The following is a 23,666-nucleotide window of genomic DNA, read 5'->3' on the forward strand; positions in this document are numbered from 1 at the left end:
CCGTCCGGCTGGTCGCCCGCAACCGGCCCCGTCCACAGCCACAGGGCACCATGTAGCGGAGAGTGCGAGAATGGCGTCGTGCCCTACGACGCCTTTCTCCTCCTGTCCTTCGGGGGCCCCGAGCATCCTGACGACGTGATGCCGTTCCTGCGCAACGTGACGCGCGGGCGTGGCATCCCCGAGGAGCGGCTGGTCGAGGTCGCCGAGCACTACATGCACTTCGGCGGGGTCAGCCCGATCAACGAGCAGTGCCGTGAGCTGCTGGCGGCGGTGCGGGCCGACTTCGCTTCCCATGGGGTGGGGCTCCCGGCGTACTGGGGGAACCGCAACTGGCAGCCGATGCTGGCGGACACCGTCGCGCAGATGCGTGACGACGGCGTCGAGTCGGCGCTCGGCTTCGCCACCAGCGCGTACGGCGGCTATTCGTCCTGCAGGCAGTACTGGGAGGACATCGACGCCGCCCGCAAGCACGTCGGGCCCGGTGCGCCACGGATCGCCAAGCTGCGGCAGTTCTGGGACCACCCCGGCTTCGTGGGACCGCACGTGGCGGCCGTACGCGAATCTCTGGCGAAGCTGGACCCGGCCCGCCGCGCCACCACCCGCCTGGTCTTCACCGCGCACTCCATCCCGGTGACCATGGCCGAGACGGCCGGCCCCACCGGCGGGCGCTACACCGCCCAGCTGAACGAGACCGCGGCCCTGGTGCACGCCGCCGCCGCGCCCGACCTGAGCTGGGACCTCGTCTGGCAGAGCCGCTCCGGCCCGCCGCAGGTGCCCTGGCTCGAACCGGACATCAACGACCACCTGCGCGCCCTCGCGGAGAAGGACGTGACGGACGTCATCGTCAGCCCGATCGGCTTCGTCTCCGACCACCTCGAGGTGGTCTGGGACCTCGACAACGAGGCCCTGGAAACGGCGCGTGAGCTGGGCATGGGCTACCTCCGCGCGGGTACGCCGGGCACCCACCCCGATTTCGTGGCGATGATCCGGGACCTGGTCCTGGAACGCACCGGCACGGCGTCGCAACAGCGGCTCGGTAGCCTCCCGGTCTGGGACGTCTGTCCCCAGGACTGCTGCCCCGCACCGCAGAGACGAGGACCCCGATGACCGAGCGCAAGCGCATCGAGAGCTGGCTCACCGACATGGACGGCGTGCTCGTCCACGAGGGCGTGCCGGTGCCCGGGGCGCCCGAGTTCGTCAACAAGATGAAATCGTCCGGCAAGCCGTTCCTCATCCTGACGAACAACTCCATCTACACGCCGCGCGACCTGCAGGCCAGGCTCAACCGGGTCGGCTTCGACGTCCCCGAGCAGTCGATCTGGACGTCCGCGCTGGCCACCGCCCAGTTCCTGGCCGACCAGCGCCCCGGCGGCACCGCGTACGTGATCGGCGAGGCCGGCCTGACCACCGCGATGCACGCGGCCGGCTACGTGCTGACCGAGTTCGACCCCGACTACGTGGTGCTCGGCGAGACCCGCACCTACAGCTTCGAGGCCATCACCAAGGCCATCCGCCTGATCGACAGCGGCGCCAAGTTCATCTGCACCAACCCCGACGCCACCGGCCCGTCCAACGAGGGCGCCCTCCCCGCGGCCGGCTCGGTCGCCGCCATGGTCTCCAAGGCCACCGGCGTCGACCCGTACTTCATCGGCAAGCCCAACCCGGTGATGATGCGCTCGGCGCTGAACACGATCGAGGCCCATTCGGAGAGCACCGCGATGATCGGCGACCGGATGGACACCGACGTCCTGTGCGGCCTGGAGGCCGGCCTGGAGACGATCCTGGTCCTCACCGGCATCAGCGACCGCGCGGAGAGCGAGCGCTACCCCTACCGCCCCTCGCGAGTGGTCGACAGCGTCGCCGACCTGATCGACGAGATCTAGATCAATTCAAGACCGATGTCGTAGGTGGGTGGGTGGTTCCGACCGCTGCTCCCGCCGAGGGTCGCTGCGCTCCACGTGCGTGAGCGGTTGGGCTTCTTCGAAAAGCCTTCGCGGTGGTTCGGCATGATCGCTAACGTACGGCCATGACCTCGCTCGTGCGGCAGCGCCTGGCCCATTCCGAGGTCGGCCCGGCCGTGCGTGCGCTGTGCGAGTGGACGCCGGCCGAGTCTCCGGGCGGCGGGCTCCACCCCGGCGACGTGGGGTGGGAACTGCGCAACGGCGACGCCGAGATTGTGCTGTGGACCGATGCTGCCGGGCGGGCGGCCGTCGGTTTCCTCGACGGCGGCGTGCTGCGCATCACCACCGCGCCCGGCGCCGACCTCGACGCCCTGGCCGCCGACGCCGAAGAGCTCCTCGATGCCGGCGGCGGCGTGACCGGACCTGGCCGTGGAGACGCTGGTCCGCACCCCGAAAGGCGAGCCCGCGGCCGCCGCGACCGGATGGTTCGCCGGCGCGGGCCGATGTGGCCTGCTCGAACCGGTGGGCGCCCATCCGGACCACCGAGGCCACGGTTACGGCCGCGACGCTGTACTGGGCGCCTGCGCGGCACTGGCCGAGAGGGGCGCGAGCGCGGTCGCCGTCGTTCCACCCGCCTCCAACACCGCCGCCGTGGCGCTGTACCGGTCGGCCGGCTTCACCGTCGTGCGCGAGAACCGCGATTGGATCCGCCCCGAGGGCCGCTAGGCCGGGTCGTGGATCAGCCAGGTGCGCGGCGAGGCCGGCCTCAGGCCGACGCGGCGCGGAGGGCTTCGTAGGTCTCCTCGTCGAAGGCGACCAACCGCACCCGAAGCACCTTTGTGGACGTCGCCAGGATCGAGCGCACCGCGATCCGGGCCGCCTCGTCCGAGGGGAATCCGTAGACCCCGGTGGCGATGGCCGGGAAGGCGACCGACGACGCGCCGAGGGAGTCGGCGACCTCCAGGCTGCGCCGGTAGCAGGAGGCGAGCACCTCGGCCTCGCCGTATCCGCCGCCCTCCCACACCGGTCCGACCGTGTGGATGATGTGGCGGACCGCCGGTTCGAGGTCGAAGGCCGGGGTCGCCTTGGCGTCGCCCGGCTCGCACGGGGCGATGGCCGCACCGGCGTGGGCCAGGCGGTCACCGGCGGCCCGGTGGATGGCGCCGTCGACGCCGCCGCCACCGAGCAGGGATTCGTTGGCGGCGGTCACGATGGCGTCGACCTGTTCCCGCGTGATGTCACCGAGTACGACGTCGACCGTGGTCATCGGTCGATCGTCGCACACGCCTACGGGGCCACCGTGAGGGTCAGGGTGCGCTCGGTGATGCGCGGGACGAAGTCGGTGAACCGTATGCCGATCTCGTAGGTGCCCGCTGCGGTGGGCGTGCCGGTGATGACGCCGGCGGTGCTGAGGGTGAGGCCGGGAGGCAGCGAGGTGGCTGTCCAGGTGCCGATCAGCGGGGTCTTGCGGGTGAGTTGCTGCTGGTAGGCGACCCCGGCCGCGGCGTCCGGCAGGGTGGCCGTGGTGATCGCGGCGGCGGCCGGCGGGAGGGTCGTGAAGAGCAGCCGGTTGGGGGACTTGGCGCCGGGGTTGCGGATCGCCTTCTTGGTGCTCGCCGCCAGGAGGCGGGATGTGACCTGGGCGGGCGTCAGGCGGGGGCTGGCGGCGAGCAGCATCGCGACGGCGCCGGCCACGTGGGGGCTGGCCATCGAGGTGCCGTCCATCGTGGCGTACATGGAGTTGTCGCCGGCGTAGTCGCCCGGGTAGGCGGAGACGATGCCGACGCCGGGGGCGAAGATGTCGACGCAGCCGCCCCAGTTGGAGAACGACGCGCGGGTGTCGCTCGCATTGGTGGCGCCCACGGTGATCGCGGTGGGCACGCGGGCCGGCGAGGAGAGGCAGGCGTTGCGGTGTTCGTTGCCGGCGGCCACCACGTACGTGACGCCGGAGGCGATGGACTTGGCGACGGCCCGCTCCAGCAGGGGGTCGCGGTCGCCGCCGAGGCTCATGTTGGCCACCGCCGGTTTCACCGCGTGCGAGGTCACCCACTCGATGCCCTTGATGACGTCGGAGGTGTAGCCCTCGCCGTCGCAGTCGAGCACGCGTACGCCGATGAGCCGCACGCTCTTGGCCACGCCCACCGTGCGCCCGCCGATGGTGCCGGCGACGTGGGTGCCGTGCCCGTCGCAGTCGGTGGCGTCACGGTCGTTGTCGACGAAGTCGTAGCCGCTCGTCGCGCGTCCCCGGAACTGGTCGTGGCCGGTCCAGATGCCGGTGTCGATGACGTAGGCGCGTACGGCTGCCGCCGCGCTCAACGGCGTGTAGGAGCGGCTCGCTGTCCGGCCGCGCTGGTCGATCCGGTCCAGGTTCCAGCGTGGGTTGCGCTGGGTGTCGGTCACGCGTACGCGCCGGTCCGGCTCGACCATGGCCACGGCCGGGTCGGCGGCGATCCGGGCGGCGTCGCGCGCGGTCAGCGTGGCGGTGAATCCGGAGACGCCGGCGAGCATGTCCTCGGTCCGGTCGCCGGCCAGCCGGTCGGCGGTGTGGCCGAGCGAGTCCGCGCTCAGGCCCAGCGTGGCCCGCAGCGCCACGATGTAGCGCCCGGCCGGGGCGGGGGTGGCCTGTGCGGGCGCCGCGGCGATCCCGGCGCCGGTGACGGCGGCGAGCAGGGCGGTGGTGACGCGGCGGAGCCGCAGGTGAGAGGTCATGCGTCCGGGTCAACCTTCGCCTGGTGCGGTCGGGACGAACCGAAGATCGGCGGGGGCGCCGCCGGCCGGAGAGCTTGCCGGGAGCGGAGTGGTTGCACGTCCCGTGACTACTACGTACATGTATGCGTATAGTGCGTCCCATGCCCAACAAGACGATCTATGTGTCCGACGACGACCTGCCCCTGTACCAGAGGGCGCAGGACCTGGCCGGAGGGAAACTGTCGGCCGCCATCGCCACCGCGCTGAGGCGCTACGTCGAGTTCGAGGAGGGGCGTCAACTCGGGTACGCCGAGATCGTCGTGCGCGTGGGCCAGGGGCTGGGCCGCAAGCAGCGGTTCTCCGGCGTGCTCCTGGCCGAGCTGGAGCGCTCCGGCAACGGCGGCACCGAGACCTATCGCGTCTACCGCACCCGCTCCGAGAATTTCGCGGTGCATGTCGAGCAGTCCGAGATGCACGTCAACCACGGCCCGAACTCCGAGAAGTGGAACACCGGCTGGCGTGCCTGGATCGGTGACTGGAGCGCCAACCAGACCTGGAGCCGCACTCCCGCCACGTCCGCCCTGCACGTCGCCGTGACCCTGGACGACCTGCACGCCCTCGTCCCGCAGGAGCTTTACGACCTGGTCGTCGATCTCACCGGGCAGCCCGACGTCGAGGACCTCGACATCTAGGGGACGCGGGACGCGAACCAGTCGTCGGCGACCTCGGTGTGCAGCGGGAAGCCGAGCTCGGCCGGCCCGGTCATCACCTCGAGCGCCAGCGTCTCCTCGTTCGGGACGAACGCGGGCAACGACGCGAGTGGCGGGACCTCGCCGAAGACCAGGAGCATCCCGTCCAGGGCGCTCAGCGCGTCGACGAGGCGGACGTCGGATGCGTCCTGGACGACACCGGTCTCCTCGCGGAGCTCGCGTACGGCCGCCTGCTGCCAGGTCTCACCGACCTCGATGAAGCCGCCCGGCAGGGCCAGCTGATCGCGGGCCGGTGGAATGCCGCGCCGCACCACCAGCAGGCCGTCGCCGACCGGCTGGACCACGACGGCGACCGGCAGGGGATTGCGGTAGCTGATCTCGCCGCACGCGGCGCAGCGACGAGGCCACGCCTGGTTGGGGACGAAGCGCGCGCCGCAGAACGTGCAATGCGCGAAGCGGTCCTGCATCAGCCGGCCTGGATCAGCCGGACAGCGGCGAGTTGCACGCGGCGACGAGAGCCTGACGGCAGGCAGCGGTCAGCGGGCGCAAGGCGGCGTCGCGCTGCTGCGCCTCATAGGTGTTGACCGCACCGCCCGGCGCGTTGTGCTCGGCCAGCGCCAGCACCTGGTCGAGCACGCTGGCCCGGGCGAACACCCGGCGGGCCCGCGGGTCGAAACCGGCGGGCAGCGTGGCGGTGCTCTCCGGCCGGCGCAGTGCCTGCAGCGCACCGGCCAGCTCGGGCCGCCAATGCGCCACATCCAGCCGGGTCAGCGCCGCGGTGGCCTCGGCCAGCGCGTGGGTGAGCTCCTGCTCCGCCTCGGCCGCGCCGATCTGGAAGCCGGGCCGGTAGGACTCGGCGGGGATCACCCGCCACAGCACGGTCTCGAACGTGACGCCGGAGCCGGAGGTGTGCGTGCGCACCTCGGGGACCACCCCGAAGGTGGGCGTCATGACCGCCTCGCCCGCGAGCATCGCCGCGCCGGTCAGCGGGCCCGGGCCGGACAGGCCGCGCGGGTCGCCGGGCGCCGGCAGGACGAGGCGTATCTCGTCCGGGTGGAGCTTGGCGAAACAGGGCAGGGCCTGGGCCAGCGGGACGTCGGTCCAGGTGCCGGGGGCGTCGGCGACCAGGTGTTCCTCATCGCCGGCGATCTCGCTGTCGAGCTCGTCGAAGGGCACGAGACCGGCCCGCCAGGCGCGCACCCACGTCACGAACCGGGTCGACCGGCGCGCGGTGAGAGTGGCCGCGTTGGCTGCGGGGGACATGCGGCAAGGGTACGTGCCGTCCGACAGCCTTGTCTCGGTCCGGAGCGTCATGAGCGGCGTGTCATAGCTCTCGGGTTACCGTGCGTCTCATGTATGGGGAGGACGTGCTGTCCGGCAACTGGCGCAGGCGCAAGGTGATACCAGAGGTGGACGCCGAGCGGGGCCTGGTCGTGGAGGATGTGGATTCGGGTTTCTGCGGCGCGGTGGTCGGTTTCGAGCTGGGCGCGGTCGTTCTGGAGGACCGCAAGGGCAAGCGGCGCAACTTCCCGCTGGAGCCGGCGGCCTTCCTGCTCGACGGCCAGACCGTGACGTTGCGCAAGCCGGTCGCGAGAAATCAGCCGGAGCGTCAGCGCACGGCATCCGGTTCGACGGCGGTCGCGGGCGTGAAGGCTCAGGTGGCGAAGGCCGGCCGGATCTGGGTGGAGGGCGTCCACGACGCCGCGCTGGTGGAGCGGATCTGGGGCGACGACCTGCGCATCGAGGGCATCGTGGTGGAGCCGCTGAACGGCATCGACGACCTGCCCGGCGAGGTGCGCGCGTTCGGCCCCGGCCCGAAGGCGCGGCTCGGCGTCCTGGTCGACCATCTGGTGGCGGGCTCCAAGGAGAGCCGCATCGTGGCGTCCGTGACCGACCCGGACGTGCTGGTCACCGGCCACCCGTACATCGACGTCTGGCAGGCGGTGAAGCCGGAGAAGGTCGGCCTGCGCGCCTGGCCGGTCATCCCGCCCGGCCGCCCCTGGAAGGAGGGCGTCTGCGCCGCCGTCGGCATCCGCGAGCCCTACGAGATGTGGCGCCGCATTCTGTCCTCCGTGGACAGTTACAAGGACGTCGAGACGCCGCTGATCAACGCCATGGAACGCCTCATCGACTTCGTGACAGAGCCGTACCTCTGATGGCCGGCCGGGAACCGCGTGGGGTGGTCGACGGGGCCTGGAGCCGGTGAGCCGCGTCGTACGCGCAGACCACGCCGGGCCAGTTCGACGAGCTGGTCCGGATCAACCTCCGGGGTCCGTCCTGTCCGGTGGTCAGAGCCTCTGAGATCTCCCGAGCAGAGCGGCGGCCTCGCGGAGGCGGTCGGGGGTGAGCGCGGCGTAGCCGAGGACCAGGCCCGGTGGTCCGGGGCGGTGGCGGTGCCAGGAGAGTGGCTGCACCATGACGCCCGCCTCGGCGGCGCGAGCGGCCAGGTCGGTGTCGGGGACATCGCCGGGCAGGGTGACCACCAGGTGCAGGCCGGCGGCGACGCCCGTGACGCGGGCCGACGGCAGGTGCTCGCGCAGGCCGGCCAGCAGGGCGTCGCGGCGCAGGCGCTGGCGGGTGCGGACCGCGCGCAGGTGCCGTTCGTAGTCGCCGGTGGCCAGCAGCCGCGCCAGCACCAGCTGCGGCAGCGCGGGATTGCCCAGGTCGCTGGCGTGCTTGGCGGCCAGCAGTGCGGGGCGCAGGCGGGCCGGCGCGATCAGCCAGCCCAGCCGCATGCCGGGGGCGAGAGACTTCGAGGTGCTTCCCGCGTACGCGACACGCGACGGCGCCGTGGCCTGCAGGGCGGCGACCGGCGCCCGGTCGTAGCGGTGCTCGGCGTCGTAGTCGTCCTCGATCACCAGCCCGGGCCAGTCGAGCAGCTCGCGGCGGCGGGCGGGGCTGAGCACCACGCCGGTGGGGAACTGGTGCGCGGGCGTCAGGACCACCGTGTCGAGGCCGGTGGCGCGCAGGTCGTCAACGCGTACCCCATCGTCGTCGACCTCGACCCCCACCGGGCCGCACCCCCCAGTGGGCCATCTGGTCGCGCGCCCCGCGCGACCCCGGGTCCTCCACCGCGACCGCCGTGGTCCCGGTCGCGCGCAGCGTCTGCGCGAGCAGCGCGAGCGCCTGCGCCACCCCACTGACCACGATCACGTCGTCCGGTTCGGCGCGTACTCCACGACTGCGGGCCAGCCAGCCGGCGAGTTCGCGGCGCAGCGACGGATGGCCGCCCGGGTCGCCGTAGCCGAGGTCGGGTGCGGCGGACCGGTCGAGCACCGCCCGTTCGGCGCGCAGCCAGGCCGCCCGGGGGAACGCGGACAGGTCCGGCACGCCGGGGGACAGGTCGTAGCGGATGCCCGCCGGAACCGGCACGGGCAGTCGGATCCCGGCCTGCGTACGCCGATCGGTCGTGGACCCGGACGGCCGCGCCGCCGCACCCAGCGCGCTGACCACCGTGCCCGCGCCGGCCCGCGCGGTGACCAGCCCTTCGTCGAGCAGCCGCTGGTAGGCCTCGACGACGACGCCCCGGGAGACGCCCAGCTCACCGGCGAGCACGCGGCTGGCCGGAACCCGCACGCCCGGCGCCAGCCGCCCGGCCCGGATGGCCGCCCGCAGCCCGTCGGCCAGCCACGTGGTCAGCCCCTTGACCGGCGCGTGCTCCGGACGTAGCTGGAGGAAGTCCGACAATGGTCCACCTCCCGACGCCATCATTGGTCCTTCACCCGGACCATTCGCCCGACCAGCATGAACCACGTGAACCCCAGAGCCAACTTTTCCGGGAGCATCCTCTCCGGGGCCACCGGCATGGTCTTCGTCGGCGGCAGCGTCGCGGTGTCCGGCGTGCTCGCCGCGGCGCCGCTGGCCACCCTGCAGTCCCTCCGCTACGCCGTCGCGTCCCTCCTGCTGGTCGGCTACGCCCGCGTTTTCGAGAAGAAGGTCGAACGGCCGCGCGGCCGCGAGTGGCTGTGGCTGCTCGGCGTGACCGGCGCCGGTCTGGTGCTCTTCAACATCGCGCTGGTCGAGGGCTCCAAACACGCTGAGCCGGCCGTCCTGGGCGTGGCCGTGGCCTGCGTGCCGATCGTCCTGGCAGCGTTGGGCACGGCCGGGAGGAGAACGAACGTCCTTTCTGCGGCCGTGGTCGTCACCGCCGGCGCGATCCTGGTCGAGGGCGCCGGCCGTGCCGACGCGACGGGCATCGCCTGGGCCGTTGTCACGTTCGCCTGCGAGGCCGGGTTCACCTTGCTGGCCGTGCCGCTGTTGGGCCGTCTGGGCCCGGTCGGGGTCTCGGTGCACACCACCTGGCTGGCCGGGCTGATCTTCGGCGCGTACGGCGTGGTCGCCGAGGGCCCGGCCGCGATCCTGACCACGACCGGGCCGGAGCTGCTGGCCGCCGCCTACCTGGCCGTCGGCGTGACCGCCTGCGCGTTCGTCCTCTGGTACACGGCCGTGGAACAGCTCGGCGCGGGCCGGGCCGGGCTGCTCACCGGCATCGCCCCGATCGCCGCCGCCGGAGCCGGGGTGGCGCTCGGCGAACCGCTGCCCGGACCGCTGGTCTGGGCCGGCATCGCGCTGGTCGCGATCGGCCTGGCCGCCGGCATGCCGGTCAGGCGAGGGGCAGCTGCTCTCGCCGGAACACGAACGTAGCGATGTCCAGGGACTCCACGGCGCCGTCGACCGCCCGGATCACCTGGAGCACCTCGCCGAGCTGTTCCCCGCTCACGCCGCGCCACCGGTCGCCGCCCTCCCGGACGAACCGCCACGGCTCCTCGCGCGGCGTGGTCGCGAGGTCCAGCACGAGGTCGTCGCCGTCTGCCCGCATCTCGAACTCGCGGCCCATCCACCACCAGCGCCCGCACAGCTCGGCGGTCTCCCGGGTGGGCGGCGCGGACGGCCGCCACGGCGTGGTGACCACCGGTTCGGCGTCCAGCACCGCGGTCAGCGCGTCCAGGACGACCTGCTGGATGGAGGTGCCGGTCAGGCCGTACGCGTTGGCGAAGGCGATCACCCCGAGCCGGCTGCGCCGGTGCACCGCGAGGGTGGCGACGTAGCCCGGCATCGATCCGCCGTGCCCCACGTGGACCCGCTCGCCGACCCGGTAGAGCTCGGGGCCCAGCCCGTGCCCGCCGGTCCACGACTCGAGGTCGTAGAGGGCGACCGGCGCGCACATCTCGTCGACCGTCTCCCGGCTGAGCACCGCGGGCGCCGGGTCGGCCAGGAACGCCGCCCACTTGGCCATGTCGGTGACCGTGGACCAGAGCTGCCCGGCTGGTGCCATCGCGCCCGCGTCCGGCCGCGGCTCCTCGTGCAGGGTGCCGTACGCCGGGTCGACGACGTAGCCGCGGGCGAACGGCTCGACCGGGGCGTACGTGGTCCGTTTCATCCCGAGCGGGTCCAGCACGCGCTTGCCGACCAGCGCCGCCCAGGTTTCCCCGGTGACCCGCTCGAGGACGGCGCCGAGCAGTCCGTACGCCAGGTTGGAGTAGTGGAACGCCCGGTACGGCCGGCCGGACAGCTTCTCCGGCACCAGCCCCGCGAGCAGTTGCTCGACGTTCCCGCCGTCGGTGCGCTCCCACCACGGCCCGTCCGGCTCCCGCTGCAGCCCGGAGACGTGCCCGAGCAGCTGCCGCAGGGTGATCCCGCCGACTGGGGTGCCGGGCAGATGCCGGTAGAGCAGGTCGTCGAGCGCGAAGGCACCCTCGTCACGCAGCTGCATGACCATCGTCGCGGTGAACGTCTTGGTGATCGAGCCGAGCCGGTACTGCGTCTTCGGGTCCGGCCTCGGATGCTCGCCGGCGGCCGCGAAGTGCAGCACCGCGCGGTCCCGGACGACGCCGAGGGCCACTGACGGAACCCGGCCCGCGGACTGCGCGCGAGCGGTGATCTCGGAGACGCGACGCACGGATTCCGGCAGCAGGGTCACGGGAGGCCTTTCGGTCGGGGAACTTCCATGTCTAACTGCCGCGCGCCGTTTCGGCTACGGAGTTCGGTGCCTATACTCGTGTACGAGTACTCGGCTGCGAATAAGGGTCACGGTGAAGAAGAACAAGCGCAAGGTGGGAAATCTGACGGCGCTGGCGCTGCTCGCGCTCTTGTCGCCGGGCCGGCCGATGCATCCGTACGAGATGGCGACCGTGCTCCGCCGCACCGGCAAGGAGCAGGACATGGCCATCAAATGGGGCTCGCTCTACACGGTCGTCGGCAACCTCGCCAAGCACGGGCTGATCGAGCCCGTGGAGACCGGGCGAGCCGGCAACCGTCCCGAGCGCACCCGCTACTCGATCACCGGCAGCGGCCGCACCGAGCTGCACGACTGGATGACCGAGCTGGTCAGCGACCCCGCCGAGGACCGGCCCCGGTTCGCCGCCGCGCTCTCGGTGCTCGGCGTGCTCAGCCCGGCCGAGGCCGCCGGGCTGCTCCAGCTGCGCCTGGCCGCGCTGGACCGGGAGCTCGCGGTCCGCCGCACGACGCTCGAGGTCGACGCGGCCACCGTGCCGCGGCTGTTCCTGATCGAGGAGGAGTTCGCCATCGCGGTCCGCGCCGCGGAGGCCGAGTGGGTGCGCGGCCTGCTGGGGGAGCTGCGCGCCGGGAGCCTGCCGGGTCTCGCCGACTGGCAGGCCTGGCACGACGGCGACGGCGGAGCACCGCCGGAGTTCATGGCACTGCTGGAGCAGGGGGAGGAGCGGGAATGAAGATACGGGTTCCGGAGATGGAGGGCCGCACCGCGCGGTGGTATGCGAAACAGCGTGCCAGCGCGCCGCAGATGGCCGAGTACCGGCGTACGGCGGCCTCGTTGTCGAGCGAGTCGCCCGGCGCGGAGGTGCTGGAGATCGCGCCCGGCCCCGGCTACCACGCGGTCGAGCTGGCCCGGCTGGGTCACACGGTGACCGGACTGGACATCAGCCGCACCATGGTCGAGATCGCCCGGGCGGCGGCCGCAGACGCCGGGGCCACCGCCGACTTCCGGCACGGGGACGCCACCGCGATGCCGTTCCCGGACGCGTCCTTCGACCTGATCGTCTGCCAGGCGGCGTTCAAGAACTTTCTGGACCCGGTCGCGGCGCTGAACGAGATGCACCGGGTGCTGCGCCCGGGCGGCGTCGCGATCATCCAGGACATGAACGCGTCGGCGAGCCGCGCCGACATCGCCGCCGAGGTCGCCAACATGGGCCTGAGCAGCGTCAACGCGGCCGTCACCCGGTTCACGCTGACCTGGCTGCGCCGCCGCGCGCTGGCCGCCGACGAGTTCACCCGCCTGGCGCGGGCGAGCGTTTTCGGCGGGGCGGAGACGCTCGCCGACGGAATGCGGCTGGAAGTGCGTCTTCGGGCCTGACCGGGACGAGCTATGCGTGCGTAGACGTGTCACGATTCAGGTATGGACGCTGTGCTCTGGGTGGTGCTCGCGGTCGCGCTCGCGATCGGTGAGGCGTTCACGGCCACGTTCCTGATCATCTTCTTCGCGGTGGGTGCCCTGGCCGCGGCCGGCGCCGCCGCGCTCGGCGCCCCCGTACTGGTCCAGGCGATCGTCTTCGCGGTCGTCTCGGCCCTCTCGGTGGGAGCGATCCGGCCGATCATCGTCAAGCACCAGCGGTCCGCGGCGGAGTCCGGCGAGACCCCCTTCGGGCTAGAGGCCCTCGAGGGCGCCAGCGCGACGGTGCTCGAGGAGGTCGACACCGACCACGGTCTGGTCAAGATCGACGGCGAGCTGTGGCAGGCCCGCGTCATGGACCACACCGAGAAATACCAGCCCGGCCAGCGGGTCCGGGTGGTCAAGGTCAAAGGCGCCACGGCCATCGTGTGGCGCGATGACATGCCGAATATCTGAGGGGCACTATGGACGCTGTCGTCGGTGTACTCATTTTCGTGATCGCGTTGTTCGCCGTGATCACGCTCATCCGGTCGGTGCGGATCGTTCCGCAGCAGCGGATGGATGTGGTGGAGCGGCTCGGCAAGTACAAGCGGACCCTGTCGCCCGGCCTCAACCTGCTGGTGCCGTTCGTCGACGCGGTACGCAGCAAGGTGGACATGCGCGAGCAGGTGGTCAGCTTCCCGCCGCAGCCCGTGATCACGTCCGACAACCTGGTGGTCTCGATCGACACGGTCCTCTACTTCAAGGTGGTCGACCCGGTACGGGCCACGTACGAGATCAGCAACTTCCTGCAAGCGATAGAGCAGCTCACCGTCACCACGCTGCGTAACGTCATCGGCTCGCTCGACCTGGAGCGTGCCCTGACCAGCCGCGAGGAGATCAACCGGCACCTGTCCAGCGTGCTGGACGAGACCACCGGCCGCTGGGGCATCAAGGTGACCCGGGTGGAGATCAAGGCGATCGAGCCGCCGCCGAGCATCCGCGACTCGATGGAGAAGCAGATGCGGGCCGAGCGCGAGCGCCGCGCGACGATCCTGAACGCCGAGGGCCACAAGCAGGCGGCGATCCTGACCGCCGAGGGTGAGAAGCAGTCGCAGGTGCTGCGCGCCGACGGTGACCGGCAGGCCCGGATCCTCCAGGCCGAGGGCCAGGCCAAGGCGATCCGGACGGTCTTCGACGCCATCCACACCGCCAACCCGTCACAGAAGGTGCTGGCCTACCAGTACCTGCAGGCCCTGCCCCAGATCGCGAACGGCACGGCCAACAAGGTCTGGATCGTGCCGACCGAGCTGACCCGGGCCCTCGAGGGCCTCGGCGGCGCGCTCGGCGGGCTGGCCAACATGGTCGGCGACAAGCCCATGGAGGGCATCGACGCCGGCGCGGTCGAGCGGGAAGCGGCCGAGGCGGCCGAGGCGGCGGCGGCCGAGGCCGCGGCGGTCAGCAAGCAGGTCCGCGAGGCGGAGGCCCAGGTCTCCGGGAATTCCGACGCACCCAAGGGGCTGCCGGCGCCGGAGCCGGTCCCGCCGTCGGCGGCGCTCGGCGGCGCCGACTACAACGGCGCGCAGCAGCAGGAACGCGCCTGACCTGAAGGATGGGGCGGTCGCCGTAGGCCGCCCCATCCGAAACACCTGTCCCTTTTCGGGCGTTTCACGTCGGAAGCGGCGATCCTCTGCGAAGCTGTCCGAGGACCCACCGACGGTGCCCCCGAGCCGCTCGGCCGTGACCCGAGCGAGGGAACGCGCCATGAGCATCAGCCATCATCAGACCGCGAGCGGACGACCGCTGCGGGTCTCACCGGCCTGGGTGGGCGCGGCGCGGCCGGCCGGCACCGACAGTCATCTGCTGCCCGTCCGTGAGGCGGTCTGGATCTGGTCGGTCCGCCGCTACGCGCGGGCCGCTCTCTGGGCGCTGCCGCTGAGCGCGCTGCTGCTCGGCTGGTCCAGCCTGGGCGTGGCCATGCCGCCCGGCCCGCTGGTCGTCCGGCTCGCCGCCGGCTGGTGCTCCACGATCGCGATGATCGCCCTGGCGGCGCTGCTGGCCGCGTCGCGTACCCGCCGCCCCGCCGTGGCCGGTCTGCTCATCGGCCTGGCCGGCGCCACCGTCCTGCTGCCGCTGTCCGCGCTGCCCGCCGGGGTGGCGCCCGACGGCACCCCGCTGGCCGGCGGCGACGTGCACACCGCCGCGCTGGCCGGCGCCGCCGTCCTCGGCGCCGGCTGGCTGCTGCTCGGCTGGGCGGTGTTCCGCAGCCGGCTGGTCAACCCGGCCGACGGCGTGCTGCTGATGCTGGCCGCGGTGTCCATCGGGGCCGGCTCGTACGCGGTCCAACCGTTCCCCACCATCGGCGCCCTGCTGCTGCTCGCCGCCGGCATGGGCCTGGCCTGGACCGGCGGCCGCCTCATCCCGCCCGCCTGATCACCGCATGGCATGCTCGCCTGATGGCGAGAGTGATCGGTGACGTCTCGATATCCCTCGACGGATATGTGACCGGGCCGGACCCGGGGCCGGACAACGGCCTGGGCGCCGGCACGCCACTGTTCCACGGCGGCCCTCCCCGCGCGCTGCGCCAGCTGCGGGTACGCCAGTCCGCACACGCCACCCACCTGACCTACCGCGTCGACTGACCGTGCCCGACGTCCACGAGATCACCGACCCCGCCGACGACCGCCTCGGCGACTACCGCGCCCTCACCGACCTGGAACTGCGCATCAAGTGGGAGCAGCCGAACGGGCTGTTCATCGCCGAGGGCGAGCTGGTGCTGCGCCGGGCGCTGCGGGCCGGCTACCGGCCACGGTCCTATCTGATCGACGCGAAACGGGTGGACCAGCTCGCCGACCTGCCCGCCGACGCGCCCGTCTACGCCGCCGCACCCGCCGTCCTGGACCAGGTCACCGGCTTCCACGTGCACCGTGGCGTGCTCGCCTCCTTCCACCGGCTCCCGTTGCGGACGGCCGACGAGCTGATCGCCTCGGCCCGGCGCCTGACGGTGCTGGAGGACATCAACAACCACACCAACATCGGCGCCGTGTTCCGGGACGCCGCCGCGCTCGGCGTCGACGCGGTGCTGCTGTCGCCGACCTGCGCGGACCCGCTCTACCGCCGGGCCGTCCGAGTGTCGATGGGCGAGGTGTTCGCCGTGCCGTACGCCCGCCTGGAGCCCTGGCCGGACGGCCTGGAAGTGGTCAGGGCGGCTGGTTTCACCGTGCTGGCGATGACCCCGGACCCGGCGGCGGTGCCCCTGCAACGCCTGACGCCGGCCCAGCGGGAGCGTTCGGCGCTGCTGCTCGGCGCGGAGGGCCCCGGCCTGTCCCGCAACGCCCTCGCCGCCAGCGACGTGCCGGTCAAGATCCCGATGCGCCGCGGCGTCGACTCGCTCAACGTGGCCGCGGCCGCCGCGGTCGCGTTCTGGGAGCTCGGCCGCGACGACAAGGAGATCGACGGATGACCGACCTGCGCACCGACCGGCTGATCCTGCGGCAGTGGCGTGACGACGACCTCGACCCGTGGGCCGCCCTGAACGCCGACCCGCAGGTCCGCGAGTTCTTCGGCGGCACGCTCACCCGCGAGGAGAGCCTGGCGTCGATGTCCGGGTTCCGCGCCGGGATCGCCGAGCGCGGCTGGGGCTGGTGGGCGGTCGAGGTGGCCGCGACCGGCACCCTCGCCGGCCTCGCCGGCCTCGACCCCACCGATCCCGGCGCGCCGATCGAGGGTGTGGAGATCGGCTGGCGGTTGTCGCGCGAGACCTGGGGTTTCGGGTACGCGACGGAGGCCGCTCGCGCCTGCCTGGCGTACGGCTTCGACACGCTGAACCTCCCCGAGATCGTGGCCATCGCGGCGGCCGGCAACACCCGTTCGCACGCCGTCATGACCCGCCTCGGCATGATCCACGACCCCGCCCTGGACTTCGCCGACGGCGTCATGCCATCCGTCGTTTACCGCCTCCCCAACCCGGCAAAGTGACAACCATGACTGACGAGTTGCCGGTCGCGCCGCTGTCCGAGCTCACCCGGCGCCGGTCCGCCAAGTGGCGCAAATATCCCGCCGGGGTGCTCCCGCTGCACGTCGCCGAGATGGACTTCGCGCTGGCCCCACCCGTGCTGGCCGCGCTGCGCGAGGCGGTCGACGCGTCCGACGTCGGCTACTCGCACGCCGAACCCGAGCTGGGCGAGGCCTACGCCGGGTTCGCCGCCGACCGCTGGGGCTGGCAGGTCGATCCCGCCGCGGTCACCGCGATCACCGACGTCGGGGTGGGCGTCGTCGAACTGCTGCGGGTCTTCACCCGCCCCGGCGACATGGTGGCGATCAGCCCGCCGGTCTATCCGCCGTTCTTCGACTGGAACCCCGAGGCCGGCGTCCGCACCTTCGAGGTCCCGCTGCACCGGGACGAGACCGGCTACCGCCTCGACCTGGCCGCCATCGAGACGGCATTCGCCCTGCACCCCGCCGTGTACGTCCTGAGCAACCCGCACAACCCCGTCGGCCGGGTGCACACCGCCGAGGAGCTGACCGCGCTGGTCCGGCTGGCCGCGCGTTACCGGGTCACGCTGGTCAGCGACGAGATCCACGCGCCGCTGGTGCTGCCCGGAGCCGCGTACACGCCGATCCTCTCCCTGCCCGGCGCGGCCGACGTGGCCGTCGCCGTCGTCTCCGCGAGCAAGGCCTTCAACCTGGCCGGCCTGAAGTGCGCCGCCGTCGTCACCGCCTCCGCCCGGATGGCCGCCGCCGTCGAGGACTTCCCTCCCGACTCCCGCTGGCGTACCGGCCACCTCGGCGTGATCGCGTCCATCGCCGCCTTCCGCCACGGCGGTCCCTGGCTCGACCAGTTGCTGCACACCCTCGACGCCCGCCGCACCCAGCTCGGCCGGCTGCTGCGCGACCGCCTGCCCGCGGTGTCCTGGCATCCGCCGCAGGCCACCTACCTGGCCTGGCTCGACTGCCACAAGCTGGCCGACGACCCCCAGCCGTTTTTCCTGGACCGCGCGAAGGTCGCCCTCGAGGACGGCCTGCACTTCGGCGCGGCCGGGGCGGGACACGTGAGGCTCAATTACGGTACGGGTGCGCACGTGCTCGACGAGGCGACGGCCCGCCTGGCGGCCGCTCTGTCCGGGTAGAGGACGCAGTGCCCACCACGGCAGTACGGTTGTACTGTTCGCGTTCACCGGCCGATCCGGGGGTGTGCAGGTGTCGTCCGGCTCCGACCCGCATCTGATGGCCCTCCTCCGGGCCATCCGCCTCCGCGCGGCCCATCCGGAGGCGGCTGCCGCCGGCGCCGCCGACGTCGAGGCGGCCCTCGGCCCCGCTGGCTCGTCCACGGCCACCCCGATGCCCGCCGGCCCGAACTCGGCCACCCCGATGCCCGCCGGCCCGCCGCCGGCCGCCCTCTCGCAGGCCGCCTGCTTGGGCCTGCCGCCCGCCCCGGCCGCGCACGATCCATCCGCTCCCGGCGCCGCCGCGCACGACCCATCCGCCCCCGGCGTCGCCGCGCACGACCCATCCGCCCCCGGCGCCGCTGCTCACGGGCTCTCTGCGCACGGTGCCGCTGCTCACGGCCTCTCCGCGCCGGGCGCTGACGGTTCCGGCAACGCTCAGGTGGACGACGCTTTCGCGAGACCGGCCAACGCGGACCCCTTCGCGCAGTCTGCTCACCAGCCGGTCGAGCACCTGCCTTCGCACTCTGCGGCCCCTCGGCTTCTCCCGATCCCGTCGGCCCCGGGCGGCCCGGGAGTCTCACCTGTCGCGCAGCCTGCCTCGCCCGGGCAGCCTGCGTCGCCCGGGCAGCCTGCGTCGCCCGGGCAGCCTGCTGCTCCGCCGGAGGGCGACACCTTCACCCCGGCATCGGGCGGACCGAACACGCCGCTCACCTACAGCCCGGGGCCGCCCGCCGGTACGACGCCGTTCCGGCCCGCGACCTTCCCGGCGATGCCTGCGCCGGGCGGCCGTCCCGTGGCGCCCGACCCGGCGGCACCACAGCCCGCACCGCCGGCAATCGGACCCGGGCCCGGCGCCTTCAATCCGGGCGCCCTGGTGCCGCAGCCCGTGCCGGGCCAACCAGCCGTTCCACAGCCAGGCGGCCTCCCGGTCGTTTCGCAACCGGGCCTCCCGGTCGTTTCGCAACCGGGCGCGCAACCGGGTGGGATGTTCCCGGGCGGACAGCACCCGGCTGCACAGCAGCCGGGTGTCATTCCGCAGCTGCCGAGTGTGCCCGGTGGCGAGAGCGTGCCCATCCCGTGGGCGTCGTCCTCGGTGCGCCCTGCGCAAGGAAGCCCTGCGCAAGGAAGCCCTGCGCAAGGAAGCCCTGCGCAAGGAAGCCCTGCGCAAGGGAGCCGGGTGCAACGCGGCCCGGCGCATACCAGCCCGCACCCCGGTCACGGCTCCGTGATCTCGACCGGCCCGGTCTCGATCGACCCGGTTTCCGCGGTGTCCGGCGTCAGCCGCGCGGTCCCCGGCCAGTACCCCGAGCCAGTCACCCCGGGGATGCCGGGCATGCCCGGGATGCCGGGGGCGATGTGGCCGCGGGTGGCCGGCATCGGCGTACCCCCGGCTGTTGAAGGGCCCGGCCACGCACCACCCGCACCCGCCGACGGCATGAACCCGGCGGACGACGCCGTGCTGCGCGAAGTACAGCGGCTGCTCAGCAACAGCCTGTCGCTGGCCGGCGGCACCGACGAGGTGGCGACCCGGCTGCGTGCCGCGCTCATCCTGGCCCAGCCGCAGCTGGTGACGATGCTGCCGGGCTCGGCGCAGCTCCAGCGGGAGCAGCTCGCGCAGGCGCTGACCTGGCTGGCGCACAACCTGGACAATCCGCCCGCGGTGGTGGCGGGGTGTGTGCAGCTGGGCGGTGCGCTCGCCGCGTGCGGGATCCAGCCGGCGCAGTTGCAGCTGGTGGGCGCCGCGCTGGCCGAGGCGATGCGGGCGGGGATGGCCGCGAACGGGTGGCGGCAGGACTTCGACCAGGCGTGGCGGAGCACCTGGCAGCACGTGCACGAGTGGATGGGGCACGGTGCGGAGGCGGCCCGGTATCAGCCGGTGACGTGGCTGGCCGAGGTGGTGTCGCACGAGTTGCGGCGCCCGGATCTGGCCGTGGTGCGGATCCGGCCGTATCTGCCGTTCCCGGTTCGTGCGGGGCAGTACGCGCGCATCGAGGTGGGCGAGGTGCCGGGGGTGTGGCGGCCGTACTCGCTGGCGGGGCGGGGTGGCGTCATCGAGCTGCACGTGCGGGCGAAGACGGAGACGGGTGTGTCGGGGACGCTGGTGTACCGCACGCAGCCGGGTGACCAGGTGCGGTTCAGCCGCGCGGAGGGCTCGATGGGTGTGCCGCCGGGCTCGCGGGATCTGCTGCTGGTGGCCGGTGACACCGGCGTCGCCCCGCTGAAGGCGATGCTGGGCGAGCTGGCGGCGACCGGCGATCCTCGGTCGGCGGTGCTGTTCTGGGGCGTACGCGACCTGAACGAGCTGTACGACATGGACGACATCGCGTTGATCGCCCGCGCTTGCCGGAGGGCGACCGTCGTTCCCGTCGTTTCCGAGGGCGATTCGGGTCAGTACGCTTCGGGCCTGGTGACGGATGCGATCGCGGCGTACGGGGAATGGTCGGAGGCGGATGTCTTCCTGGCCGGACCGCCGGTGATGCTGGCCGCCACCAGTGCCGCGCTGCAGGTGCTCGGCGTGGCGCCCGAGCGGATCCACCACGACGCCCCGGAGGGTTGATTTGTCCGTCGACGAGATCCACGGTGAGCCGATCGACGACCCTTTCCGCAGTCTCGAGAACGCCGGGGATCCCGCGACGGAGGCATGGTCCGCCGAGCAGGACGTGCGGTTCGCGGCTGCCCGGGACGGCTGGGCGGACCGCGCCGAGTGGGCCGCCGGCCTGGAGAAACTGTTCCGGGTGGGCTCGGTGGGCGCGCCCTGGTGGCGGGGCGGCCGGGCGTTCTCGACCCGCCGCGACCCGGGGCAGGACCATGCGGTGCTGCTGGTCACCGAGCCGTCGGGGGAGGAGCGGGTGCTCGTCGACCCGGTCGCCCTGGACTCGACCGGCCGGACCACGTTGGACTCCTGGTCGCCGTCCATCGAGGGCGATCTCCTGGCGTACGCGCTGAGCGAGAGCGGCACCGAGTGGGCGACCATCCGGGTGCTGGACGTGACCACGGGGGACATCGTGGACGGCCCGATCGGGCGGACCCGGCACCCCTCGATCGCGTGGCTGCCGGGCGGCCGGTCGTTCTACTACCCGCGCTATCTGACCACCGACGAGTCGGACGGGGAGCGCTGGCTGCGGCAGCGGCTGTACCGGCACGACCTGGGTCACGATCCGGAGTCGGACGAGCTGGTCTTCGGCGACGGGCTGCCCCGCGCGACCAACTTGAGCGTGTCCACCTCGGACGACGGCCGGTGGCTGACGGTGTCGGCGTTCCGCGGCACGGATGCCCGTAACGACGTGTGGCTGGGGGTGCCGGGTGACGGCATGCTCGCCCCGGTCAGCCTGGGCGAGGACGCGATCACCCGGCCGTACTTCGACGCGCACGGCGAGTTGTGGCTGCTCACGAACCTGGACGCGCCGCGCTGGCGGCTGTGCCGCTGGGCGGACGGCGCCCGGCGGGAGGTGTTGCCGGAGGATCCGGAGGCGGTGCTGGTCGACGCCGAGGTGCTGGCCGACGACGGGTTGCTGGTGGCGGTCCGGTCGCGGCACGCGGTCAGTGAGATCACCGTGCACGACGCCGGTTCGGGCGCGGCGGTGCGCCGGCTCGACCTGCCCGGCCCGGGTACGGTCAACGCGCTGACCCGCCGCGACTCCGGCACCGACGTCTGGGTCGGCTGGACCGACTTCACCACCCCGGCCTATGTGCTCCACGCCGACGCCTCAACCGGCACTTCCGATGTGTACGCCCGTCCGCCGGGCGCCCCGGACACGGCGGTGACCACGCACCAGGTCGTCTACGAGTCGTACGACGGTACGCCGGTGCACATGTTCGTGATCACGGCGGCCGGTGCCGACCTGTCCACACCGCGTCCCACCGTCCTGTACGGCTACGGCGGCTTCAACATCTCGATCACGCCCGGCTATTCGGCGTCGATCCAGGCGTGGGTGGCGCGCGGCGGGGCGTACGCGGTGGCGAATCTTCGCGGCGGCAGCGAGGAGGGGGAGCAGTGGCACCGGGCCGGGATGCGCGAGCGCAAGCAGAACGTGTTCGACGACTTCGCGGCCGCCTCCGACTGGCTGGTCGAGCGGGGCGTGACGACCCGGGAGCTGCTGGGCATCCGCGGCGGCTCGAACGGTGGCCTGCTGGTCGGGGCGGCGGTCACCCAGCATCCGTCGAAGTGGAGCGCGGCGGTGTGTTCGGCGCCTCTGCTGGACATGCTGCGGTATGAGAAGTTCGGGCTGGGCGAGTACTGGAACGGCGAGTACGGCACGGTCGCCGTTCCGGAGGAGTTCCGCTGGCTGCGGGCGTATTCGCCGTACCACAACGTGCACCCGGGCACGGCGTACCCGGCGGTGCTGTTCACCGTCTTCGAGGGCGACACCCGGGTGGACACGATGCACGCCCGGAAGATGTGCGCGCTGCTGCAGCGGGACACCGGTGGCACGGCGCCGATCCTGATCCGCCGCGAGGTGGGCGTGGGCCACTCCAGCCGTGCGGTGTCTCGTGACGTCGAGCTGGCCGCCGACGAGCTGTCGTTCTTGAGTTTCTACTTGAGTGCCGCGGCCAACGCGTCGGCGTAGCGCGGCGGAAGGGCGCCGATCGGAGCGGGGTCGAGCACGGCCTGGCGGTCGGCGAGCGCGGTCGCCCAGCCCTCGGCGGGGATCTCGGCGCGCAGGGCGGTGAGTACCGGGAAGTCCTGTCCCTCCAGCAGGGACAGGGCGACGACCGACTCCTCGACCTCGCCGACGCACTCGAACGGCTTGTGCGCGTCCAGTCCGAGCAGCTCGCGGTAACCGGGCAGCTGGGCCGGGTCGGCGAACAGGTCGTGCTTGAAGATGTGGGTGAGCCGCTCGTGCGGCATGAACGGCGCCATGGCCAGGAAGACGAACCGGCATTTGGGGCAGTCGCCGCACCAGCGGGTCGTCGGGTCGTGCAGCTTGAACGCCTGGTTGCAGCTGGTCACCACGTCGTCGTAGCGGGTGTGCGCGGCGAACAGCTCGGCGATCCGCAGCTCGGACAGCGGCCGCAGGAACGAGAAGTAGGGCTCGGTCAGGCCCACGTGCTCGCGTACCGCCTCCCGCAGCAGCCCCTCCGCGGTCTCGCCCTTGGACCACTGGTGGTTGACCTCGTGACCGTTCCAGATCAGGTTCGGATCACTCGCCGAGCGCTCGTTGGACATCACCACCGGACCGAGGCCGTGCCAGGCGGCGGTGGCGATCGCGATCAGCGAGTTGATCGCGGTGACCGGGATGTGGCCGTTGCGGGCGCCGGCTTTGTTGAGCTCGAACAGCCGCGGGTCGAGCTTGCGGCGGGCGGCCAGGGCGGGCAGGCCGGAGGCCTCGTTCACGCTGAGGATGACCGGGTTGGGGTTCACCGAGAACGGGACCGGGTCGAAGCCGGACTCGCGCAGGATCTCCAGGGTGACGATGGAGTCCTTGCCGCCGCCGACCGCGGACAGCGGCCGTCCGGCCGAGTTGTCCGTTTCGTCGGGGAAGACGGCGAGATCGGACGTCTCCACCTTGAGGCCCAGCACGTGCGGCAGCTGGTTGCGGTAGGCGTACTCGGCCAGCCCGTCGGTGTAGACGGCGGTGAAGAACGCCCGGGCGGCGGGGCCGAACGAGGAATCGGTGATCACCCGGGGCGGGGCGCCGGCCTTGTAGTAGCTGACACCGGCCACCACGTGCAGCAGTTCGACCGTACGCAGAAAGGTCTCGCTCCTGGGGGTGCCCGGCGGGAACGTGATCGTCTCGGTGAAGGTCTCGGGGCGATCGCCCTCGAGCAGGTAGCCGAGCTTGACCACACCCGTCGCGGTGTCGACCTCACGCGTCGTCATCCGCAGCGCCGTGTATTCCTGAGCCACCCGCAT

The 23,666-nt window shown here is 72.6% G+C and carries 26 protein-coding genes; 17 read left to right on the plus strand and 9 right to left on the minus strand.

The genetic code is table 11. The annotated features are described in order from the left end of the window. Positions 1-78: 78 nt before the first annotated feature. Entirely contained in the window at positions 79-1,107 is a 1,029-nt protein-coding gene (locus QSK31_RS04550) for a ferrochelatase (protein ID WP_285681181.1), read from the plus strand. Then, complete coding sequence (locus QSK31_RS04555) at positions 1,104-1,883, plus strand: HAD-IIA family hydrolase (protein ID WP_285681183.1); 780 nt, start codon at positions 1,104-1,106, stop codon at positions 1,881-1,883. Before QSK31_RS04550 ends, QSK31_RS04555 begins: the two co-directional genes overlap by 4 nt. Here the strand turns inward: QSK31_RS04555 and QSK31_RS04560 are convergent. Beyond that, positions 1,880-2,350, minus strand: a complete 471-nt coding sequence (locus QSK31_RS04560) for a hypothetical protein (RefSeq protein WP_285681184.1) — start codon at positions 2,348-2,350, stop codon at positions 1,880-1,882. The genes QSK31_RS04555 and QSK31_RS04560 overlap by 4 nt on opposite strands. Between QSK31_RS04560 and QSK31_RS04565 the strand changes: the two genes are divergently transcribed. Continuing rightward, complete coding sequence (locus QSK31_RS04565) at positions 2,331-2,627, plus strand: GNAT family N-acetyltransferase (protein ID WP_285681186.1); 297 nt, start codon at positions 2,331-2,333, stop codon at positions 2,625-2,627. The genes QSK31_RS04560 and QSK31_RS04565 overlap by 20 nt on opposite strands. Before the next feature lie 40 nt (positions 2,628-2,667). Here the strand turns inward: QSK31_RS04565 and QSK31_RS04570 are convergent, their stop codons facing one another. Both QSK31_RS04570 and QSK31_RS04575 read right to left on the minus strand, forming a co-directional pair. Continuing rightward, positions 2,668-3,168 (minus strand): macro domain-containing protein, encoded by a 501-nt coding sequence (locus QSK31_RS04570; protein ID WP_285681188.1) that lies wholly within the window; start codon positions 3,166-3,168, stop codon positions 2,668-2,670. A gap of 20 nt (positions 3,169-3,188) precedes the next feature. Further along, the gene (locus QSK31_RS04575; protein ID WP_285681190.1) at positions 3,189-4,610 is read right to left on the minus strand and encodes a S8 family serine peptidase; all 1,422 of its coding nucleotides are present in this window, start codon (positions 4,608-4,610) and stop codon (positions 3,189-3,191) included. A 140-nt stretch (positions 4,611-4,750) separates the two neighbouring features. On the opposite strand from QSK31_RS04575, the gene QSK31_RS04580 reads away from it, so the two are divergent. Continuing rightward, entirely contained in the window at positions 4,751-5,281 is a 531-nt protein-coding gene (locus QSK31_RS04580; RefSeq protein ID WP_285681191.1) for an EXLDI protein, read from the plus strand. On the opposite strand, the gene QSK31_RS04585 is transcribed toward QSK31_RS04580, so the two are convergent. After that, on the minus strand, positions 5,278-5,766 hold the full coding sequence (locus QSK31_RS04585) for an NUDIX domain-containing protein (protein WP_285681192.1): 489 nt from the start codon (positions 5,764-5,766) through the stop codon (positions 5,278-5,280). The genes QSK31_RS04580 and QSK31_RS04585 overlap by 4 nt on opposite strands. 13 nt (positions 5,767-5,779) lie before the next feature. Then, the gene (locus tag QSK31_RS04590; RefSeq protein WP_285681194.1) at positions 5,780-6,562 is read right to left on the minus strand and encodes an Rv1486c family protein; all 783 of its coding nucleotides are present in this window, start codon (positions 6,560-6,562) and stop codon (positions 5,780-5,782) included. A gap of 89 nt (positions 6,563-6,651) precedes the next feature. Here QSK31_RS04590 and QSK31_RS04595 point away from each other — a divergent pair, with 89 nt between their 5' ends. Next, on the plus strand, positions 6,652-7,455 hold the full coding sequence (locus QSK31_RS04595; RefSeq protein WP_285681195.1) for a DUF3097 domain-containing protein: 804 nt from the start codon (positions 6,652-6,654) through the stop codon (positions 7,453-7,455). A gap of 132 nt (positions 7,456-7,587) precedes the next feature. On the opposite strand, the gene QSK31_RS04600 is transcribed toward QSK31_RS04595, so the two are convergent. Continuing rightward, positions 7,588-8,310: an aminotransferase-like domain-containing protein gene (locus QSK31_RS04600; protein ID WP_285681197.1), complete on the minus strand. Its 723-nt coding sequence runs from the start codon at positions 8,308-8,310 to the stop codon at positions 7,588-7,590. Then, the gene (locus QSK31_RS04605) at positions 8,273-8,986 is read right to left on the minus strand and encodes an aminotransferase class I/II-fold pyridoxal phosphate-dependent enzyme (RefSeq protein ID WP_285681200.1); all 714 of its coding nucleotides are present in this window, start codon (positions 8,984-8,986) and stop codon (positions 8,273-8,275) included. The genes QSK31_RS04600 and QSK31_RS04605 overlap by 38 nt, the downstream gene beginning before the upstream one ends. 66 nt (positions 8,987-9,052) lie before the next feature. On the opposite strand from QSK31_RS04605, the gene QSK31_RS04610 reads away from it, so the two are divergent. Beyond that, entirely contained in the window at positions 9,053-9,943 is an 891-nt protein-coding gene (locus tag QSK31_RS04610; RefSeq protein ID WP_285681203.1) for a DMT family transporter, read from the plus strand. Here QSK31_RS04610 and QSK31_RS04615 read toward each other — a convergent pair. After that, positions 9,903-11,219 (minus strand): serine hydrolase domain-containing protein, encoded by a 1,317-nt coding sequence (locus QSK31_RS04615; RefSeq protein WP_285681206.1) that lies wholly within the window; start codon positions 11,217-11,219, stop codon positions 9,903-9,905. The genes QSK31_RS04610 and QSK31_RS04615 overlap by 41 nt on opposite strands. 112 nt (positions 11,220-11,331) lie before the next feature. Here QSK31_RS04615 and QSK31_RS04620 point away from each other — a divergent pair, with 112 nt between their 5' ends. The 11 genes from QSK31_RS04620 (at position 11,332) to QSK31_RS04670 (ending at position 22,380) form a co-directional block, all read left to right on the plus strand. Further along, positions 11,332-11,988, plus strand: a complete 657-nt coding sequence (locus QSK31_RS04620; protein WP_285681208.1) for a PadR family transcriptional regulator — start codon at positions 11,332-11,334, stop codon at positions 11,986-11,988. After that, positions 11,985-12,629, plus strand: coding sequence for a class I SAM-dependent methyltransferase (locus tag QSK31_RS04625; protein WP_285681210.1), 645 nt, complete (start codon positions 11,985-11,987; stop codon positions 12,627-12,629). The genes QSK31_RS04620 and QSK31_RS04625 overlap by 4 nt, the downstream gene beginning before the upstream one ends. A gap of 42 nt (positions 12,630-12,671) precedes the next feature. Further along, positions 12,672-13,121: an NfeD family protein gene (locus QSK31_RS04630; protein WP_285681212.1), complete on the plus strand. Its 450-nt coding sequence runs from the start codon at positions 12,672-12,674 to the stop codon at positions 13,119-13,121. A gap of 8 nt (positions 13,122-13,129) precedes the next feature. After that, positions 13,130-14,248, plus strand: coding sequence for an SPFH domain-containing protein (locus tag QSK31_RS04635; protein ID WP_285681215.1), 1,119 nt, complete (start codon positions 13,130-13,132; stop codon positions 14,246-14,248). A gap of 160 nt (positions 14,249-14,408) precedes the next feature. Then, positions 14,409-15,077, plus strand: coding sequence for a hypothetical protein (locus QSK31_RS04640; RefSeq protein ID WP_285681216.1), 669 nt, complete (start codon positions 14,409-14,411; stop codon positions 15,075-15,077). Between the two features lie 23 nt (positions 15,078-15,100). Further along, positions 15,101-15,286, plus strand: coding sequence for a hypothetical protein (locus tag QSK31_RS04645; RefSeq protein WP_285681218.1), 186 nt, complete (start codon positions 15,101-15,103; stop codon positions 15,284-15,286). Positions 15,287-15,288: 2 nt separating this feature from the next. Then, complete coding sequence (locus tag QSK31_RS04650) at positions 15,289-16,107, plus strand: TrmH family RNA methyltransferase (protein ID WP_285681220.1); 819 nt, start codon at positions 15,289-15,291, stop codon at positions 16,105-16,107. After that, positions 16,104-16,622, plus strand: a complete 519-nt coding sequence (locus QSK31_RS04655; protein ID WP_285681221.1) for a GNAT family N-acetyltransferase — start codon at positions 16,104-16,106, stop codon at positions 16,620-16,622. Before QSK31_RS04650 ends, QSK31_RS04655 begins: the two co-directional genes overlap by 4 nt. Positions 16,623-16,627: 5 nt before the next feature. After that, on the plus strand, positions 16,628-17,773 hold the full coding sequence (locus tag QSK31_RS04660; RefSeq protein ID WP_285681224.1) for a MalY/PatB family protein: 1,146 nt from the start codon (positions 16,628-16,630) through the stop codon (positions 17,771-17,773). A 1,216-nt stretch (positions 17,774-18,989) separates the two neighbouring features. Continuing rightward, a complete protein-coding gene (locus QSK31_RS04665; protein WP_285681226.1) occupies positions 18,990-20,369 on the plus strand; it encodes a globin in 1,380 nt (459 codons plus the stop codon). A gap of 1 nt (position 20,370) precedes the next feature. Continuing rightward, a complete protein-coding gene (locus QSK31_RS04670) occupies positions 20,371-22,380 on the plus strand; it encodes a prolyl oligopeptidase family serine peptidase (protein ID WP_285681229.1) in 2,010 nt (669 codons plus the stop codon). On the opposite strand, the gene QSK31_RS04675 is transcribed toward QSK31_RS04670, so the two are convergent. Continuing rightward, positions 22,347-23,666: a MurL-like N-terminal domain-containing gene (locus tag QSK31_RS04675; RefSeq protein ID WP_502872901.1), complete on the minus strand. Its 1,320-nt coding sequence runs from the start codon at positions 23,664-23,666 to the stop codon at positions 22,347-22,349. The genes QSK31_RS04670 and QSK31_RS04675 overlap by 34 nt on opposite strands.

The organism is Actinoplanes sp. NBRC 103695 (assembly GCF_030269485.1).
Lineage (GTDB): Bacteria > Actinomycetota > Actinomycetes > Mycobacteriales > Micromonosporaceae > Actinoplanes.

Bases quoted from the DNA above. Each gene is read 5' to 3' on its own strand.
- QSK31_RS04555 (WP_285681183.1), top strand. From the start codon at position 1,104: ATGACCGAGCGCAAGCGCATCGAGAGCTGGCTCACCGACATGGACGGC.
- QSK31_RS04570 (WP_285681188.1), bottom strand. From the start codon at position 3,168: ATGACCACGGTCGACGTCGTACTCGGTGACATCACGCGGGAACAGGTC.
- QSK31_RS04575 (WP_285681190.1), bottom strand. From the start codon at position 4,610: ATGACCTCTCACCTGCGGCTCCGCCGCGTCACCACCGCCCTGCTCGCC.
- QSK31_RS04580 (WP_285681191.1), top strand. From the start codon at position 4,751: ATGCCCAACAAGACGATCTATGTGTCCGACGACGACCTGCCCCTGTAC.
- QSK31_RS04585 (WP_285681192.1), bottom strand. From the start codon at position 5,766: ATGCAGGACCGCTTCGCGCATTGCACGTTCTGCGGCGCGCGCTTCGTC.
- QSK31_RS04590 (WP_285681194.1), bottom strand. From the start codon at position 6,562: ATGTCCCCCGCAGCCAACGCGGCCACTCTCACCGCGCGCCGGTCGACC.
- QSK31_RS04595 (WP_285681195.1), top strand. From the start codon at position 6,652: ATGTATGGGGAGGACGTGCTGTCCGGCAACTGGCGCAGGCGCAAGGTG.
- QSK31_RS04625 (WP_285681210.1), top strand. From the start codon at position 11,985: ATGAAGATACGGGTTCCGGAGATGGAGGGCCGCACCGCGCGGTGGTAT.
- QSK31_RS04630 (WP_285681212.1), top strand. From the start codon at position 12,672: ATGGACGCTGTGCTCTGGGTGGTGCTCGCGGTCGCGCTCGCGATCGGT.
- QSK31_RS04635 (WP_285681215.1), top strand. From the start codon at position 13,130: ATGGACGCTGTCGTCGGTGTACTCATTTTCGTGATCGCGTTGTTCGCC.
- QSK31_RS04640 (WP_285681216.1), top strand. From the start codon at position 14,409: ATGAGCATCAGCCATCATCAGACCGCGAGCGGACGACCGCTGCGGGTC.
- QSK31_RS04645 (WP_285681218.1), top strand. From the start codon at position 15,101: ATGGCGAGAGTGATCGGTGACGTCTCGATATCCCTCGACGGATATGTG.
- QSK31_RS04655 (WP_285681221.1), top strand. From the start codon at position 16,104: ATGACCGACCTGCGCACCGACCGGCTGATCCTGCGGCAGTGGCGTGAC.
- QSK31_RS04660 (WP_285681224.1), top strand. From the start codon at position 16,628: ATGACTGACGAGTTGCCGGTCGCGCCGCTGTCCGAGCTCACCCGGCGC.
- QSK31_RS04675 (WP_502872901.1), bottom strand. From the start codon at position 23,666: ATGCGGGTGGCTCAGGAATACACGGCGCTGCGGATGACGACGCGTGAG.